Source organism: Paenibacillus sp. FSL R10-2748, assembly GCF_038005565.1.
GTDB lineage: Bacteria > Bacillota > Bacilli > Paenibacillales > Paenibacillaceae > Paenibacillus > Paenibacillus polymyxa_B.
On record NZ_JBBOTK010000006.1, the window covers coordinates 69,266 to 86,242 of the forward strand.

General features: G+C 45.8%; 13 protein-coding genes and 2 riboswitches. Of the genes, 8 read left to right on the forward strand and 5 right to left on the reverse strand.

What is annotated here, in order from left to right:
• Positions 1 to 3: 3 nt before the first annotated feature.
• Genes NSS66_RS18445 through NSS66_RS18455 form a run of 3 tightly spaced genes read right to left on the reverse strand, consistent with a single transcriptional unit; the run spans position 4 to position 3,339 of the window.
• Positions 4 to 828 carry a triphosphoribosyl-dephospho-CoA synthase gene (locus NSS66_RS18445; RefSeq protein WP_023989990.1) on the reverse strand — a complete coding sequence of 275 codons (825 nt, stop codon included), beginning with the start codon at positions 826 to 828 and terminating at the stop codon, positions 4 to 6.
• Positions 829 to 832: 4 nt separating this feature from the next.
• Complete coding sequence (gene mdcA / locus NSS66_RS18450) at positions 833 to 2,479, reverse strand: malonate decarboxylase subunit alpha (protein ID WP_023989991.1); 1,647 nt, start codon at positions 2,477 to 2,479, stop codon at positions 833 to 835.
• Positions 2,476 to 3,339, reverse strand: coding sequence for an ACP S-malonyltransferase (locus NSS66_RS18455; RefSeq protein WP_023989992.1), 864 nt, complete (start codon positions 3,337 to 3,339; stop codon positions 2,476 to 2,478). Before NSS66_RS18455 ends, mdcA begins: the two co-directional genes overlap by 4 nt.
• Before the next feature lie 175 nt (positions 3,340 to 3,514).
• Between NSS66_RS18455 and NSS66_RS18460 the strand changes: the two genes are divergently transcribed.
• The 5 genes from NSS66_RS18460 to NSS66_RS18480 all read left to right on the forward strand — a co-directional run bounded on the left by NSS66_RS18460 (position 3,515) and on the right by NSS66_RS18480 (position 8,981).
• The gene (locus NSS66_RS18460) at positions 3,515 to 4,387 is read left to right on the forward strand and encodes a LysR family transcriptional regulator (protein WP_023989993.1); all 873 of its coding nucleotides are present in this window, start codon (positions 3,515 to 3,517) and stop codon (positions 4,385 to 4,387) included.
• 229 nt (positions 4,388 to 4,616) lie between these two features.
• Positions 4,617 to 5,900, forward strand: a complete 1,284-nt coding sequence (locus NSS66_RS18465; RefSeq protein ID WP_023989994.1) for an ABC transporter substrate-binding protein — start codon at positions 4,617 to 4,619, stop codon at positions 5,898 to 5,900.
• Between the two features lie 31 nt (positions 5,901 to 5,931).
• Positions 5,932 to 6,807 (forward strand): carbohydrate ABC transporter permease, encoded by an 876-nt coding sequence (locus tag NSS66_RS18470; RefSeq protein ID WP_034095207.1) that lies wholly within the window; start codon positions 5,932 to 5,934, stop codon positions 6,805 to 6,807.
• Between the two features lie 22 nt (positions 6,808 to 6,829).
• Positions 6,830 to 7,657: a carbohydrate ABC transporter permease gene (locus NSS66_RS18475; protein WP_023989996.1), complete on the forward strand. Its 828-nt coding sequence runs from the start codon at positions 6,830 to 6,832 to the stop codon at positions 7,655 to 7,657.
• Between the two features lie 151 nt (positions 7,658 to 7,808).
• Entirely contained in the window at positions 7,809 to 8,981 is a 1,173-nt protein-coding gene (locus NSS66_RS18480; protein WP_053325982.1) for an iron-containing alcohol dehydrogenase, read from the forward strand.
• A 57-nt stretch (positions 8,982 to 9,038) separates the two neighbouring features.
• Here NSS66_RS18480 and NSS66_RS18485 read toward each other — a convergent pair whose 3' ends face one another.
• Complete coding sequence (locus tag NSS66_RS18485; RefSeq protein WP_023989998.1) at positions 9,039 to 10,457, reverse strand: alanine/glycine:cation symporter family protein; 1,419 nt, start codon at positions 10,455 to 10,457, stop codon at positions 9,039 to 9,041.
• A 159-nt stretch (positions 10,458 to 10,616) separates the two neighbouring features.
• A riboswitch (glycine riboswitch) is annotated at positions 10,617 to 10,711 on the reverse strand.
• A gap of 18 nt (positions 10,712 to 10,729) precedes the next feature.
• A riboswitch (glycine riboswitch) is annotated at positions 10,730 to 10,806 on the reverse strand.
• A 172-nt stretch (positions 10,807 to 10,978) separates the two neighbouring features.
• Complete coding sequence (locus NSS66_RS18490; protein ID WP_069079901.1) at positions 10,979 to 12,436, reverse strand: glycoside hydrolase family 1 protein; 1,458 nt, start codon at positions 12,434 to 12,436, stop codon at positions 10,979 to 10,981.
• A gap of 213 nt (positions 12,437 to 12,649) precedes the next feature.
• On the opposite strand from NSS66_RS18490, the gene NSS66_RS18495 reads away from it, so the two are divergent.
• From NSS66_RS18495 to NSS66_RS18505, 3 genes are all read left to right on the forward strand, one after another.
• Positions 12,650 to 13,621 (forward strand): LacI family DNA-binding transcriptional regulator, encoded by a 972-nt coding sequence (locus NSS66_RS18495; protein ID WP_340959524.1) that lies wholly within the window; start codon positions 12,650 to 12,652, stop codon positions 13,619 to 13,621.
• A gap of 233 nt (positions 13,622 to 13,854) precedes the next feature.
• Complete coding sequence (gene licT / locus NSS66_RS18500) at positions 13,855 to 14,697, forward strand: BglG family transcription antiterminator LicT (protein ID WP_023990001.1); 843 nt, start codon at positions 13,855 to 13,857, stop codon at positions 14,695 to 14,697.
• A 230-nt stretch (positions 14,698 to 14,927) separates the two neighbouring features.
• On the forward strand, positions 14,928 to 16,784 hold the full coding sequence (locus NSS66_RS18505) for a beta-glucoside-specific PTS transporter subunit IIABC (protein WP_340959525.1): 1,857 nt from the start codon (positions 14,928 to 14,930) through the stop codon (positions 16,782 to 16,784).
• Positions 16,785 to 16,977: the final 193 nt, after the last annotated feature.

Sequence of the window (16,977 nt, forward strand, 5' to 3'; positions counted from 1 at the left end):
GTATCAATCGATTAGAAATAATGTGGCAGCTAGCAGATCGGCACTACCTCCGGGTGAGAGTTGTCTAACATTACAATACTCGGACAAGCGGTAGAGCAGCTTTCTGCCCGACTGGGTTCTTAATCCATCTGCTGCAAGGAAGGCTGCGGCCATACTCTGAATCGCCATCAGATCCGTCAACTGACCGCGGTGTAGGATGCAGGTATCATCCACACATGCCACCAAGGCCAATAAAGCTTCTAAGCGTGCTTCGACCTCTGTCTTCCCACAAGCCCTAGCGCGCAGCAAAGCAGGTAAAGCTTCGTCCCGGATGTGCGGAAAGCCTAGCTTCGCTTCTTCCTCTGCCCCCACTACCGCGTATTTCTTCTTAACCGTTCGTCCATTCGTCTGCTGCATCGGACGGTACCGGTCATGGAACGATGCAATTCTTCCTGCAATGCTCATAATCTGATGTGGGTCCCGCTCCCTTGGAAAGGCTGCCCGTGCACTTGTTAAAAGCCCAAGGGCCCAAATGGCACCCTTATGTGTATTGACACCGTTCGTTGCACTGAGCATCACCTTCTCGCCCTCCCGCCCGATTAGAGCGATCTGCTCACGCAAAGTCTGGTCCACCGGGTGAAGGTATGACACAATGGCTATTTCCCGAAACGTATCCTCCAATGCTCTTGCGGATGCAAGCATAAGATCGATGGACATATCAGTATGAGAGCCATTGTCTCTGGCATCGACAAGTCCAGGCTTGGGCGTAAGAAGAGCCTCTTCCATCAGTGCCTTTACAGCTTTGGCAGCCAGAGAAGCCGCGAAAGCTGAATGATTCATCGTGAGCATGGCTTTAAGACCAGCTCCGGAATTTAGCCGGTGGATCATACAATCCGTCTGACCAATCTACGAGATCGTTAATCGTCTGTGCTGCCAGCATCGAGCGCTTGGCTTGTCTGCGCATGATCCCAAGATCCTCCGGATAGGCCACGATCCCTCTGTCACGCAACAGGCTTGCATCGCTTTCATTACTTTCCATTCCTAAAGGTGTTACGCCTCCGATTGCCGCGAGAGCCTTCTTTCTCTCCTCTATGCTGTCCGTCTTGTAGAGGTATGCAATGCCTTCCTCGGTAAGGACGTGGGTGACATCATCCCCGTAAATCATAATTGGCGTAATGGCGAGACCAGATTCATCCTTCACCTTGATGGCATCTAGCGAATCTACAAATACTGGCTTTTTGTTGGCACCGTATGTTTCAACCATCTGCACGACCAATTTCCGGCCTTTGGAGAGTTCCGTCGGGCGCTCGATCATGTCAAGCCAGGCAGGAGTCGCATGTCGCCGCCCCCGAGGATCATGCCCCATATTCGGCGCTCCTCCAAAACCGGACAATCTGCCGGAAGTAACGGTAGACGAATTACCTGCACAGTCCATTTGTAGCGTTGATCCGATAAACATATCTACAGCGAACTGGCCTGCAACCTGACACATCGCGCGGTTGGAGCGCATAGATCCGTCCTTGCCGACGAAGAACACATCTGAACGAGCCGCAATGTATTTCTCCATACCGACCTCGCCTCCAAAGCTGTGAATGCTTTCGACCCAACCCGATTCAATCGCCGGAATCAAAGTTGGATGCGGATTCAGGGCCCAGTGCTTGGCAATCTTCCCTTTCAGGCCAAGCTGTTCACCATAGGTCGGCAGCAAAAGCTCAATCGCTGCAGTATTAAAGCCAATGCCGTGATTAAGCGACTGCACCTGATGTTTTCCATAAATACCCTTGATCGCCATCATGCCCATCAGGATTTGCAGTTCAGTAATATTCTGCGGATCACGGGTAAACAGTGCTTCCAGTGCGTACGGTTTTTCGGCCTGTACAATGACGTCGACCCAGGACGCTGGAATATCGGTTCGCGGCAGCTCATCCACGATTTCGTTAACCTGCACGATTACGATCCCATCCTTGAAAGCCGCTGCTTCCACGATCGTCGGAGTTTCTTCCGTATTGTTTCCGGTATACAGATTGCCCTCGCGATCTGATTTGTCTGCCGCTACCAGCACCACATCTGGAATAAGGTCAATGAAGAGACGTCCGAACAATTCCAAATACGTATGGATGTCACCGAGCTTAAGTATCCCGTCATCAATCATTTGCGCAACACGCAGGCTTTGGGAGCCACTGTAGGAGAAGTCCAGCTTCCCGGCGATGCCCTTCTCGAAAATATCCAAATGTTCGGGTCTTGAAATGCTGGACATAATCATATGCAAATCATGCACTTTGCCAGGATCGACTTCCAGCAGCTTCTGGGAAAGGAAAGACGCTTGCTTCTGGTTATCTCCTTCCAGGACGACCTTCGCGCCTGGATCAATTAGCGCCTCCATCAGGTCGACAATTCGGGAGGAGTCGATGTATTTTCCGTCGAGCCACTTTTCCACCTTTCCTAACTTTTCCTGCTTTTTATCACGTTTTTGTGACCAGGATCGCAGTACTTTATTCATTCTTCTTGCTCCTTCCATTTTCTAATCAGATACTGAGTCGCTTCCAGACCGATCTCGTCCACGGCCATTTGCCGGGTATCCTTGTGGGCTTGCTTGACAAGTCTGGAAAGAGTATGACCCGGCGGCATCTCGATGAAACAGTCAGCTCCCGATTCGACGCAGACAGCCGCCATATCCATCCACCGAACGGGATATGCTACGTTTAGTGCAAGGTCCTCCGCGATTTTTTCCTTGGCTTTCGTCTTTCTGCCCGTATGATTCACCAAATATGGTATTTGAGCGTCCCGCAAAGAAAAAGTGTGTATTTTCAGCAATAGCTTATTGGCTACCTCTGACATCAGCAGGGAGTGTGAAGGAATCGGAACCTTCAGAAACGCCGTTTTAGCGGTCCCAAGCTCTTTCACATGCATAAATGCTTTATTTAACCCTACCAATGATCCGGATACGACGATTTGCTGCTCTGCGTTTATATTCGAGAGGTAGACTGGCGTCGCCTCACTATGGGAGAGAAGCACGGCTTGTTGAACCTCGGCCTGCGTAAGCCCAATAATCACACCCATTCCATAGCCTTCAGGAAAGGTTTCTTCCATCAACCGGGCACGGAGCCATACGATCCGAAGCGCATCCTCGAACGAGAGAACTCCCGCGATGACCGCCGCAGGAAATGCACCAATGGAATGCCCTGCCACGAATTGGGGCCGGATACCCTGCTCGATCAACCGGTAGGCTATTGCCGTCTCCTTAACGAAGAGTGCCATCTGAATCCAGACCGTTGAGCCCATAGCCTCCTCATCATCACGCAGTTCAGTTCCGATGATACTTGTTGCCTTTTTCACATACTCGGGTACATCTTGGAGCATTCCAGGAACCTGTGACCCCTGGCCGGGAAATGTAAAAACGATGTTCAGAATCTCACCACCTTTAGCGGATTCATTTTCTTTACATTGTTAATTGTAAGAAGTGAGTAAATACCTGTAAAATATATATATTCACATATGATCGATAACCTAGTGGTTATAAAGGAGATTTTTCACTATGGATTATTTGCAGCTTAAGTATTTTCAAGTGACCTCGAAGTATGAGCATGTCACACGTGCCGCGAACGAGTTGTTTATCTCACAGCCTGCCTTAAGTAAAATGATTAGAAACCTGGAGACGGAATTGGGTGTGCAGCTATTTGACCGCGAAGGAAAACATATCGTGCTGAATGAATATGGCAAGAAGTTCCTGAAAAGAGTGAACCAGTCGCTATCAGCACTAGAGCAAGGCGTATCCGAAGTCAAAGAAATGAAGAACGAAAAGGTAGAGGTCATCACGTTATACGTCGCTGTCGGCTCTATGCTATTGCCCAACCTTGTCGGCAAGTTTCGCGATCTCTATCCTCAAATTAGATTCAACCTGACCCAGCACCCTGCGAAGATGAAGAAAGGACCGGCGTACGATTTTGCGATTACGTCCGAAGAGTTGGCGGACAACGAGCATGCGATCCTGCTGGAGGAGGAAATTTTGCTTGGCGTACCAAAATCTCACCCTCTGAGCGTTCAGGACACCGTATTCCTGAAAGATCTAGAGCATGAGAAGTTTATCAGCCTTACACCTGGTAATTCGCTTAGGAAAACAACGGACCTCTTTTTTACTCACATCCCTTTTGAACCCAACATCGTCTTTGAAAGTGATGATCCGGCTACGGTAAGAGGGTTGATTCAAACAGGACTTGGCATCTCCTTTATTCCTTCTATCCTGTGGAGGAACGTCGTAACCGAAGACATTAAGCTGCTTCAAATCAGGGAGCCTCGATGTACGCGAACAATCTATCTGTCCTTTCCTACTGGGGAACTGCACACCGATATAGAGAAATCGTTCTTCGAATTCATCATTAGATTTTTCCAAGATATTGCTCAGCATTGACGATTTAGATACCTTTTGACATAATATCTGCCTTATTGTTTTATCATTCTTCGGATTAGTAAGATCAATATCTTTAGAGTATTTAATTTCTATACATGCTTTGTTTCAATTTTTTTGTTTTTGGTTAAGTCAATGCACATAAATGGGTAACAGCTTCATATGATGGAGCTAAACCATTTACAACTTGTTTAGCAGGCAGATTATCTCAGACAGCAAGGAGGGAAATGATGTGAAAACAGTACAATGGCTGGTATTATGTCTTGCTTTTCTCACGATGTTCAGTGCTTGTAGTGGACCCTCGTTCTCTGAAAGTCAATCATCTGAAACTAATTTGTCAAACGGAAAAAAGATAACGCTTACATTGTGGTACTGGAACCGTTCCATTGACGATGAACTACTCGCCCAGGCGGAAAAACAATTTCCCAACATTGAATTAAAAACTCAAAAAATAGGCGGTGACTTCAAAGCCAAACTGAAGACAACGCTCGCAGCTCGTTCCGGTGAACCAGACATCGTAGCTCTGAACGATTGGATGGTGGAGCTGTTCCCCAGTGCGGATCGTTTTTATGACTTAAGGGAACTCGGAGCAGACCGCTTAAAGGATCAATATTTGGAATGGAAATGGAATCAGGGGATTACTCCTGATGGTAAAATGATCGCATTTCCCATGGATACAGGACCTACCGCCCTCTTCTACCGAAGTGATCTGTTTGAACAAGCAGGCTTGCCTAGTGATCCTGAAAAGGTTAGTGCCTCCATTCGCACATGGGATGATTACATGGCGGCCGGAGAACAACTTCGCCAGAAATTCGGAAGCCGTTCATTTTTGGCTGACAATATTGTAAACGTTTACAATCAGGTACTCGCTCAGCATACAAACCTTTACTTCAAGCCAGATGGCAGCTATATCGGCAATCAATCTCCTGACATCCGTCTGGGCTGGAAAACCGCTGTCGATTTCCACAAGAAGCATCTGCTCGCCAATGCGGATGGCTGGACTCCCGAATGGAACGCTTCAGTCAATAACGGCAAAATCGCCTCTTTTGTAGGGGCTATCTGGATGAAGCAAGTTCTCACAGAGGCCGCGCCGGATACAGCGGGTAAATGGAGAGTCGCCCGTGCTCCTGGAGGAGACGGCAACCTGGGTGGTTCTTTCATTTCTATCCTCAAATCCAGCAAACATCCCAAAGAAGCCTTTGAAGTGCTGACCTGGCTGCAAAACCCGGAACACCAACTGGAAGCCTACCACAAAATCGGACTGTTCCCGTCCACTCCCGGCGTCTATAACGATCCTATCATGGGGACACCCGAGCCTTTCTTTGGTGGTCAGGCCACCGGACTCATCTTTGCCACCTCCGCACGTAATGTGAAAAGCAGCTATTTCGGCGAGCGCTATCCTGTCATCCACGGCATTGTGACCCGTCGTCTTGCTAATGTCGCCAAGCAGGATGCCAATTCCGATGCATTATGGACGGAAACAATGGATCGAATCGAACGGGAATTACAGCGGTAAAAACAAAATCCAAAAAAGGCGTGTGGACAATATGCTGAGAGAAATCTGGAAGCACCGTGCCGTTTATGCTGCGATCTCGCCGTTTTATCTACTGTTTGGCATCTTTGGACTGTTTCCGATTGGTTTTTCATTATATCTAGCGTTTCACAAATGGGACGGGATCGGAGACATGACCTACAACGGCTGGGGCAACTTTCGCTACCTTGTAACAGATCATGAATTTTGGCAGGCTGTAGGCAACACCTTTGTGATCTGGGTGTATGCAACGATTCCGATGCTATTCTTCGCACTGATTATTGCCTTTCTGCTTTATGCCCCTTTTGTGAAAATGCGTACCTTATGGCGAGTCGGATTCTTCCTGCCAAATGTGACGTCTATTGTAGCTGTTGCCATCATATTCGGTGCCTTATTTGCCAACAATTTTGGATTTCTCAACTACCTTCTGCAACTCATGGGGCTACCCATGGTTCAATGGCTGAATGTGCCATGGGGTATCCAAATCGCCATTTCTTCTATGGTCGTATGGAGATGGATGGGCTATAACTCAATCATCTATCTGGCTGGACTCCAGAGTATTCCGCATGTGCTGTATGAGGCCGCCAAAATAGACGGGGCAACCGGAGCGCAAGCTTTTTTCCGCATCACTATCCCCATGCTACGCCCAGTCATTCTGTTTACGGTGATTACGTCCACCATCGGCGGTATGCAGCTCTTCACCGAGCCACAGGTCCTGGTCGGTAATGACGGCGGTTCCGGGGCAAGTGGCATGACCATCGTTTTATACCTGTATCGCGAGTCGTTCATTAACAACTATTTTGGATATGGTGCAGCCGTCGGATGGGGCATGTTCCTCATCATTGCTCTATTCTCCATCATAAACTGGAAACTCGTTCAAGGTAAAAAATAACGATGGGAAGGAGCTTCACAACATGATGCAGACACGCGCAAAATCCTTTGTTTTATATGCTGGATTGTTGGTGGGAATCATCCTGTCGATGTTTCCATTTTACTGGCTGATCGTCATGGCAACCCGTACAACCTCAGACATCTATCGTTTTCCACCACAATTGTGGTTTGGCAGCCACTTCTTGGATAACATAACGAGAGTATTACAACAGATTAATTTTGCCGGAGCCTTTTTTAATACCCTTTTTGTAGCCGGTTCTGTTACCCTATTGGTTCTGTTTTTCGATTCACTAGCAGGTTTTGCATTCGCCAAGTTTGATTTTCCGGGCAAAAAAGTGCTATTTATCGTTCTGCTAGCTACGATGATGGTCCCTTCACAACTTTCGCTTGTCCCCTCCTTTGTCATGATGGCCTCCTTTGGATGGGTAGGTACGTTCAAAGCGCTTATCATCCCGGGGATGGTAAATGCCTTCGGCATTTTCTGGATTCGTCAATATGCGGAAGAATCCATTCCAAAGGAACTGCTGGATGCGGGCCGGATGGACGGATGCAGCTTTTTTCGACTGTACTTGAATGTAGCACTGCCTATTCTACGTCCTGCGTTCGCTTTTCTCGGCGCGTTTACCTTTATAGGAGCCTGGAATGATTATTTATGGCCGCTAATCGTCTTAACGGATGAGCGTAAATTCACGCTCCAGATTGCACTGTCACAATTGAACGGGATTTACAATACGGATTATGCGATGGTCATTGCGGGCACCCTGCTGGCTGTACTGCCACTTATTATTTTATTTCTTTTCATTAGCCGCCAGTTTATTTCCGATCTTGCCGCCGGAGCGGTCAAAGATTAGATTTACTTGAATTCCCTTATTCATTTCATGTATAATAGTTAATCGTCATTTCAAATAGCTTACATGATGAAGTTAGGTATCCAACAGGCAATCAGGTTAAGCGATTTACGATTTGAACATGAACAATGAAGAACTGAGGGAAACTTACCAGATGAACAAATTCACATATTATAACCCCACCAAATTAATTTTTGGAGACAATCAAATTGAAGAACTCCAGCAGGAACTGCTGAATTACGGCAAAAACATTTTGCTGGTATATGGAGGCGGAAGTGTCAAACGAAATGGTCTATATGACCAGGTATTAAACGCGTTAGAACCGCTACATCTGAACATTCATGAATTGTCCGGCGTAGAACCGAATCCGCGCTTGTCCACCGTTAAGAAGGGTATCGACATTTGCCGAAATGAAAAAATCGACTTCTTACTTGCTGTAGGCGGTGGAAGCGTTATTGATTGCACCAAAGCCATCGCAGCAGGGGCTGAATATGACGGCGATGTGTGGGATATTATCAACAAAAAGCACATGCCGACCCAGGCTCTGCCATTCGGCACCATCCTCACACTCGCCGCCACCGGTTCAGAAATGAATCCGGATTCTGTTATCACCAACTGGGAAACGAACGAAAAATACGTATGGGGCAGCGCGGTAACGCATCCGAAATTCTCGATTCTGGACCCAAAAAACACCTTCTCTGTGCCACGTGATCAGACGGTATATGGCATGGTGGATATGATGAGCCATGTGTTTGAACAATATTTTCACAATGTTAAAAATACACCGTTGCAAGATCGTATGTGCTTTTCCGTGTTGCAAACCGTGATCGAAACTGCACCTAAGCTGCTGGAGGATTTGCACAACTACGAGCATCGTGAAACGATTTTATATGCCGGAACGATTGCCCTTAACGGAACACTACAAATGGGCTACTTCGGGGACTGGGCTTCGCATACGATTGAACATGCATTATCCGCTGTATATGATATTCCTCATGCTGGCGGTCTGGCGATCCTGTTCCCCAACTGGATGAGACATACGGTGGATCAGGATGCTGCACGCATGAAGCGGCTGATGCTCAGCATGTTTGATTTAGATACCACTGGTAAAACGGATAAGGAAATTGCTTTGGAGGGGATTGATCGCCTGAGTGCATTCTGGACAAGTCTCGGTGCCCCTTCCACCCTGGCCGATTACAATATTAATGATGAGCAATTGGAAAAAGTCGCAAACATTGCAGCCCGTGAAATGGAATACGGAGGCTTCGGTAATTATAAAAAGCTGAACCAAGAAGATATTTCAGCTATTTTGCACGCATCGTTATAACATTCAAAAGGGAGTGTCCTCAAGCCTGTGATGACTGAGGGCACTCCCTTTTGGAAATTATGAATTAACCGTTTGTCCTTTTTCTTCTACTTGGATAGCTGCCCCTACACTGGCACCTGCAAGAATGCCCTTTTTCTTACTAGAATTCAGAGAATCCATATAGGTTCGGGTTTCTGCGACTACAATTCCTGATAAGCCGAGCAGGGCAATCAGGTTCGGGAAAGCCATCATTGCGTTAAAGATATCTGCCAGCAGCCAAATCGCATCCAGTTTAATGAACGCGCCCCCGGCAACCAGTAGGATGAACAGATAGCGGTATGGCTTAATCCACTTGACCCCAAGCAAATATTCAACACAGCGTTCCCCGTAATAGTTCCAGCCGAGCATGGTGGTGAACGCAAACATAATCAGAATGATTGTGAGCAGTTCTGCCCCCAGCGGGAATGCGCTGGAAAATGCTTGCTGAGTCATCAGGCCCGCATCGGTAGGCCCGCTCCACACACCACTAACCAGTAGCGTCAACCCGGTCATCACACAAATAACCATCGTATCAATAAACACGCCTGTCATGGAAATTAGCCCTTGCTCCGCAGGCCATTTGGTTTTGGCAGCTGCGGCTGCAATCGGTGCGCTTCCCAATCCGGCCTCATTGGCAAAAATACCTCTGGCTACCCCACTTCGCATCGCCAGCATAATCGTAGCTCCGGCAAATCCGCCCGTTGCAGATGTAGTTGAAAATGCCGAATGGAGCACCAGCGCAATTGCGGCAGGTAGTTGGTCAGCAAACCGAATTAGTACGATGAGACAGATCAGTACGTACAAGCCTGTTTTAAAAGGAACGACCTTCGTCGATACCTTGGCAATGCTTTTGAGTCCTCCAATAGTAACAAGTCCTGTAAGGATAGCAATAATCAGTGCCGTTACAATGGGCGGAACGCCAAAACTATTTTCAGTCGAAGATACAATCGCTTTGACCTGCGGAAACGTTCCAATCCCGAACAACGCTACCAGCATGCCCGAAAAAGCAAACAGCATCGCCAGCGGTTTAAAACGGCGTCCCAGACCTTTCTCAATATAATACATCGGGCCGCCGGAAAATTGCCCATTCCGATCCTTCACCCGGTATTTTACCGCAAGTACACCTTCCGCATATTTCGTCGCCATCCCAAAAAAGGCTGCAACGACCATCCAGAACAAGGCACCCGGCCCGCCCAGCTTAATGGCTGTCGCTACGCCGACAATACTTCCTGTGCCAACTGTAGCCGCCAACGCTGTACTCAAAGCCGCAAAACTACTTACATCCCCGCTGCCTTCATTCGGGGCCTTACCGATCAGCTTGATCGCCAGGGGCAGGCGGAATACCTGCAGCATCTTCAAACGTATGGTCAGCCACAACCCCGTTCCCATGACAAGAATGATGAGAGGCGCCCCCCATATCCAACTGCTAATCGCTTCTAACACATGTACCAAATTCATTTCAACCCGCTCCTCCAGCATATTAGAAAACAAAAAAGAGTCAAATCCGCTGATTCGACTCCTGGAGAGGTTAAAGGCACGAAAAAATACAACCATCTTGCGCAGGTTTCTGCCTCTAATAGCTTATAAAAAAGCCTAGGGCATCCCCTGTCACAGGTTATTCGCGTCTCTGTCCTTTTGCCTGAGAGTTTAAGCAGATGTTCTCTGCGGTGCACCTTCGGCGCCCAATTAAGGGTCTCTCCAGAGTTCTGTCCGTTTACGGTCCCCGCTTGTTGCTGTAATCAGCCTAAGCACCTGAGAGTTTTGCCCCTTCGGTCGGAACTTTCGTTCCATCTCCCGCAAACATCAACCAGACATATGAAATTTTTATTTATTATACAGAAAACTTTCAGCTTATTACAAGTGAAAAGTTTGTGAAGCCCTCTGAAATAAATATTATTATTATGTCTATCAAAAAAGCGGGTACAGCAGATTGCATCCTTAGGATGTCCTCTGCTATACCCGCCCGAGAAAATTTGGAATTACAATTCTTCACCATTGGTTGCTATCACATTTTTATACCAGTTAAATGAGTCCTTTTTGGAGCGTTTGAGCGTTCCGTTACCGTCATCATCCAGATCAACGTAAATAAATCCGTAGCGCTTGGACATTTCGGAAGTAGACATGCTCACAAGGTCGATAGGACCCCAGCTGGTGTAACCAAGCAGATCAACACCGTCGGCAATTGCTTCCTTCATTTGAACAATATGCTGACGCAAGTAATCAATACGATATGTGTCATGCACAGAACCGTCTTCCTCTACCTTATCATAAGCACCTAGGCCATTTTCCACGATGAACAGTGGCTTTTGGTAGCGGTCATATAACGTGTTCAGCGTAACACGCAGACCGATCGGATCAATTTGCCATCCCCAGTCAGAGGACTGTAAATATGGATTTTTCACGCCGCCAATCAGGTTTCCTGCTGCTTTCTCGCCTTCTGGACCTGCAGATACGGTCAAGGTCATGTAGTAGCTGAATGAGATATAATCGACCGTGTTATTTTTTAAAATTTCGGCATCGCCTGGTTCTGTGTGTATAACAACATTATTTTCTTCAAAATAACGATTCATGTAGTTGGAATATTCCCCACGGGCATGCACATCCGTAAAGAACAGGTTCATCTGATTTTCATGCTGGGCTTTCAGTATATCCTCTGGGTTACACGTATGTGGGTAGCTTTCCAAACGAGCCAGCATACAGCCGATTTGAGAGCCCGGGATGATCTCATGTCCTCGTTTTGTCGCCAGTGCACTAGCTACAAATTGATGATGCAGTGCTTGGTATATCGCTTGCTGCTTGTTTTCTACGCGGTCAATGACCACCCCGCCACCAGTAAACGGACTCATGGTCATTACATTGATTTCATTAAAGGTCAGCCAGTATTTTACTTTATCCTTATAACGCGTGAACACAGTTTCGGCATAATTTACGTAGTGCTGTATAACTTCACGACCCAGCCAACCATTATACTTCTGAGTCAAACCCAGCGGTGTCTCATAATGTGACAATGTTACCAGCGGTTCAATACCATATTTGCGCAGCTCATCAAATACATTGTCGTAGAATTGCAGTCCCGCTTCATTCGGCTCGGCATCATAGCCATTTGGGAAAATCCGCGACCAGTTGATGGACATACGAAATACCTTAAAGCCCATTTCCGCGAACAATGCAATATCTTCTTTGTAGTGGTGGAAGAAGTCCACACCTTCACGTTTTGGAAAACGGGCATTGACTTTGCCTGCCAAAATGTCTTCGAGTCGCTCGGACGAAATCTCCATAGCATGATCGTTCTTGCGCTCTGCTTTGGGTACATAGGCAACCATGTCCGCACTGGACAATCCTTTTCCATCTACGTCAAAAGCACCTTCCAATTGGTTGGCTGCGGTTGCCCCGCCCCACAAGAAGTTTTTCGGAAATCCTTTTAGCGTCTTCGTCATGGTATAAAAACCTCTTTCCGTATTTAAGATTTTTACTTTGGTCAAGTAATCCCATCAAGTGCTGCAAATGTGAATCAATACCTAACGGTAACCGTTCTTCCTTTGAAAAGGATTGACAGATGCTTTAAAATAGACGTAATGCCTTCATAAGCATCCTAATCGTTGTAACGCGTTTCATGTCAAGTATTTTTTTCTTATGTGAGGAGAAGCACCATGTCGAATCTTGATCAAATTGCAAAACTGGCGGGCTTTTCCAAAGCTACGGTATCCAGAGTATTAAATCAGTCACCCCATGTCAGTCACGAAACAAGAACTAAGATTTTGAAAATCATGCAGGAATTGGATTATGTTCCTAATCGGAATGCCATTTCTCTATCCAAGGGTCAGACGCTTCAGATCGGTATCATTACTTCAACTATTAATGAAATTGTTCTCGCTTTTCTGGACAGCTTTGTGGAAGTAGCCGGCCAGTATGAATTCCAAACCATTATTTATACTTCGGGAGAAGACAAAAAGAAAGAGCTTCAAGCCTTTGAGGATTTAAAAAGAAAAAGAGTCGATGCGCTGGTCATCATTTCCTGCGTGAATGACACTGATTTTTTGAGTACCTATTGCAAATATGGCCCGATCGTTTCGTGGCAACGAATGGAGCATACCGATATTCGCTCCGTCGCTATGGATCAGTATGAAGGATATATGTTAGCGCTAAAACATTTGATACAAAAAGGCTATACTCGTATAGCCAATGCTTTTGGTCGTCCGAGCAGCATCAATACCCATAGCAGACAACGAGCCTACGAACAGATCATGAGTGAGCACAATCTGCCAGTGTTGCAACACTGGAATCACTCTTCTATTTATAATATCCGTGATGGCGAACAGGTCGTACGGGATTTGTTACAGCGTCGGGAAGAATTCCCAGAGGCTATTTTATGTGCTAACGATTATGTAGCAGTGGGCATTCTCTGCGAAGCACGCAGACAACGGCTGAACGTACCGGAAGATCTGGCGATTGTCGGATTCGATAACACGGAGCTGGCGCATACGATGGGGATTACAACGATTCAAAATCCCATCATGGCTCAAGCACAAAATGCTTTTTTCATGCTTTCCCCTCAGCTGATTGGACGCCAACTGGAGCTTCATTCGCTAGAGTACTGCCTCATTGAACGTACGACCACGTAAGGTAACGATTTACTTGCAAATTAGGCAAAAGGGCCTTGATATGAAATATTTTTTGTCGAATCAGAATAAAATATGTTGAAATCGCTTTTTTTTGTGCTACAATAGCACTATATCGAAGGATTGTGACCGGTGATGCGGGCAATGCCTGAGTTCAATTGAGTGCTATTGCTAACAATAGTGTTGAATTGTGCTTAGGCATTTTTTATTGGTAAAGGATGGGAGGGGGAACTTCAATGATTATTGAGAAGGTGCTCAATAACAACGTCCTATTGACTAAAAACGATAAAGGCAAAGAGGTCATCGTGATGGGAAGAGGTATTTCCTTCAAAAAGGTGGCTGGCGATCAAGTCGATGATGATAAAATAGATAAGATTTTCATGTTAAATGAAAACGAGTTCACGGCTAAACTAACTGAACTGCTGAACGATATTCCAGTGTCTCATCTGGAGGTCGTGAATGAAATCGTAACCCATGCAACGGAAGTGCTGGATACGGAGTTAAGCGATAATATTTATTTAACATTGACCGACCATATTCATTTTGCCATACAACGGCAAGAAAAAGGACTGGCACTCCAAAACGCGATGCTGTATGAAATTAAACGCTTTTACAAAAAAGAATTTGCAGTTGGACTGGATGCTCTCCAAAAAATTGAAAATACGCTCGGAGTAAAATTGGGCGAAGATGAAGCAGGATTTATTGCATTGCATATGGTGAATGCACGGATCGACGGTAACGAAATGAAATCTACACTGAAAATGACCGAGATTGTCCAACATATATTGAACATTATTACGTATCATTACGGAATTGTGCTGGATGAGTCTTCTTTTAGCTATTCGAGATTTTTGACACATTTGCAATATTTTGCGATGCGAGTGATTCGCAAAGAAGTCATTCACAGTGGTGAAGAATTTTTGTACAACCAGGTGAAGCAGACGTATACCGAAGCTTTTGCTTGTGCCCAAAAGATCAATGAGTATCTGGAAAAAACATACGATCAATATTTAAGCAAGGATGAATACGTATATCTAACTATCCATATTCATCGGGTTACTGAGCGTAATAACATATAAGATTAACAACTTCATATCCTCATCGTTCATGGATTGTGACTGGTAAGGCAGGCAAAACCTAAACTGATGGTGAAATCGACGTTCCTCTATAGGAGAGTGCGTAGTTTTCACCACGAGTTTAGGTTTTTCTTGTTTACAAGTTTAAAAAGGTGCACGCCGGCGCATCTTAGCAACAGATGTAAACAGTAAATCCTATCAGTAGCAAGAATAACCCATAAGGAGTTCTGAACATGAGTGATAAAGAACTATCTAAAAAAATAGTGACCCTCGTTGGTGGCGAAGAGAATGTCAATTCGGTATTCCATTGCGCTACACGCTTGAGATTTAAATTAAATGATCGTACAAAAGCAGACAAAGCCGCACTGGAAGCAACCCCTGGTGTCATTACAGTAGTGGAAAGCAGCGGCCAGTTTCAAGTGGTCATCGGTAACAATGTAGGTCAAGTGTTTGAGCATATGATGGCAGAAACGAATTTGCAGGATGCAGATAATCCTAATGCCAAAAAAGAAGAATCTTCTGAAAAAACGAATTTTCTTGGCAAAGCAGTCGATATCATTTCCAGCATTTTTTCTCCCATTCTTGGTGCTCTTGCCGGGGCAGGTTTGCTTAAAGGGCTACTGGCGTTAATTTTATCTTTTCAATGGATTAATGATAAAAGCGGTACGTACCTGATCCTAAGTGCAGCTTCCGACAGTGTTTTCTATTTTCTACCTGTGTTCTTGGCTATTACATCGTCCCGTAAATTTAAGACAAACACCTTTGTATCGGTGGCAATCGCTGGAGCTCTGGTCTATCCAGCAGTTATAGCGGCGGTAAGCAACCCAGAAAGATTGGCGTTTTTAGGTATTCCGATCATTCTGATTAATTACAGTTCCAGTGTCATTCCAATTATTCTCGCGGTCTGGGTTCAGTCCTATGTGGAGCGCTGGTTCAATTCCTTTATCCATCAATCGGTTAAAAACATTATCGTGCCGATGCTTTCGCTCCTGGTCGTTATTCCGTTAACATTTCTGGCCTTTGGTCCAGTAGGTAACCTGATCAGTCAGGGCTTGGCAAACGGTTTTACATGGGTATACAATTTAAGCCCACTAATTGCCGGGGCTGTTGCCGGGGCATTCTGGCAAGTGTTTGTTATTTTCGGCGTACACTGGGGCTTCGTTCCGGTCATGCTGTCGAATATTGCAACATTGGGCTATGACACGATGCTTCCGATGCTTACAGCAGCCGTACTTTCTCAGGCTGGTGCAACATTGGGGGTATTCCTGAAATCCCGGAACACTCAGATGAAGGCTTTGGCAGGTTCCTCTACGCTGGCCGCTATTTTTGGGATTACAGAACCAACAATTTATGGAATAACTTTGAAATTGAAAAAGCCGTTCATTTATGCTTGTATTTCCGGAGCAATCGGCGGGGCGATTATCGCTTCTGGCGGAGCGCACGCACAATCCTTTGCATTACCGGGTCTACTGGCGTTGCCGACTTATTTCGGACCTGGATTCTTGTGGGTAGTCATCGGTTTGCTCGTTGCCTTTGTACTTGCAGTTGTATTGGTTATGATTTTGGGCTTTGATGATCCAAAAGAAGAAACTGCAAAAACAGAAGCTGCACCCGTAAAGAAAGAAGTGGCAATCGAGAAAGAAATTCTCGTAAGCCCACTGCAAGGTAAAGTATTGCCTTTGGAACAATCTTCTGATGTTGCTTTTGCTTCAGGTGCTATGGGGAAAGGAATCCTAATTGATCCTACAGAGGGTGTGCTGACATCTCCTGTCAATGGAACGATTACGACAGTATTCCCGACCGGACATGCCATCGGTATTACTTCCAATGACGGAGCAGAAATTCTGATTCACGTGGGTGTTAATACAGTGAAGCTGAAAGGACAATTCTTTGACAAGCGCGTCAAGGAAGGCGATATAGTTAAGCAAGGACAACTGTTGCTTGAATTTGATATCGAGCAAATTAAGGCGGCAGGCTATACTACGGCTACGCCGATTATCGTAACAAATTCCGCTCAATACCTGGATGTGTTGAACACAATGGAAACTGAAGTGAAGCGTGAGGATTACTTGTTGACTGTTGTGGTCTAACGTTTAACTTTCAGACTAGAGCATTTTGCATAAATCCCAGGAGCGTTTTCAAATCAGCAGTATATAGATCGAAACGCTTTAGTTCGTCTATATATTGTACTTACAAGCGTTGGGAATCGAATTATGCAAAATGCTGATTAAAGAAGCTTTCCCCATGGAAAGCTTCTTTTTTTATACATAATGAGACAAGTGT

Coding starts and splice junctions, on each gene's coding strand:
- NSS66_RS18445 (WP_023989990.1), bottom strand. CDS start 828: ATGCTCACGATGAATCATTCAGCTTTCGCGGCTTCTCTGGCTGCCAAA.
- mdcA (WP_023989991.1), bottom strand. CDS start 2,479: ATGAATAAAGTACTGCGATCCTGGTCACAAAAACGTGATAAAAAGCAG.
- NSS66_RS18455 (WP_023989992.1), bottom strand. CDS start 3,339: ATGCTCCAAGATGTACCCGAGTATGTGAAAAAGGCAACAAGTATCATC.
- NSS66_RS18460 (WP_023989993.1), top strand. CDS start 3,515: ATGGATTATTTGCAGCTTAAGTATTTTCAAGTGACCTCGAAGTATGAG.
- NSS66_RS18470 (WP_034095207.1), top strand. CDS start 5,932: ATGCTGAGAGAAATCTGGAAGCACCGTGCCGTTTATGCTGCGATCTCG.
- NSS66_RS18475 (WP_023989996.1), top strand. CDS start 6,830: ATGATGCAGACACGCGCAAAATCCTTTGTTTTATATGCTGGATTGTTG.
- NSS66_RS18480 (WP_053325982.1), top strand. CDS start 7,809: ATGAACAAATTCACATATTATAACCCCACCAAATTAATTTTTGGAGAC.
- NSS66_RS18485 (WP_023989998.1), bottom strand. CDS start 10,457: ATGAATTTGGTACATGTGTTAGAAGCGATTAGCAGTTGGATATGGGGG.
- NSS66_RS18490 (WP_069079901.1), bottom strand. CDS start 12,436: ATGACGAAGACGCTAAAAGGATTTCCGAAAAACTTCTTGTGGGGCGGG.
- NSS66_RS18495 (WP_340959524.1), top strand. CDS start 12,650: ATGTCGAATCTTGATCAAATTGCAAAACTGGCGGGCTTTTCCAAAGCT.
- licT (WP_023990001.1), top strand. CDS start 13,855: ATGATTATTGAGAAGGTGCTCAATAACAACGTCCTATTGACTAAAAAC.
- NSS66_RS18505 (WP_340959525.1), top strand. CDS start 14,928: ATGAGTGATAAAGAACTATCTAAAAAAATAGTGACCCTCGTTGGTGGC.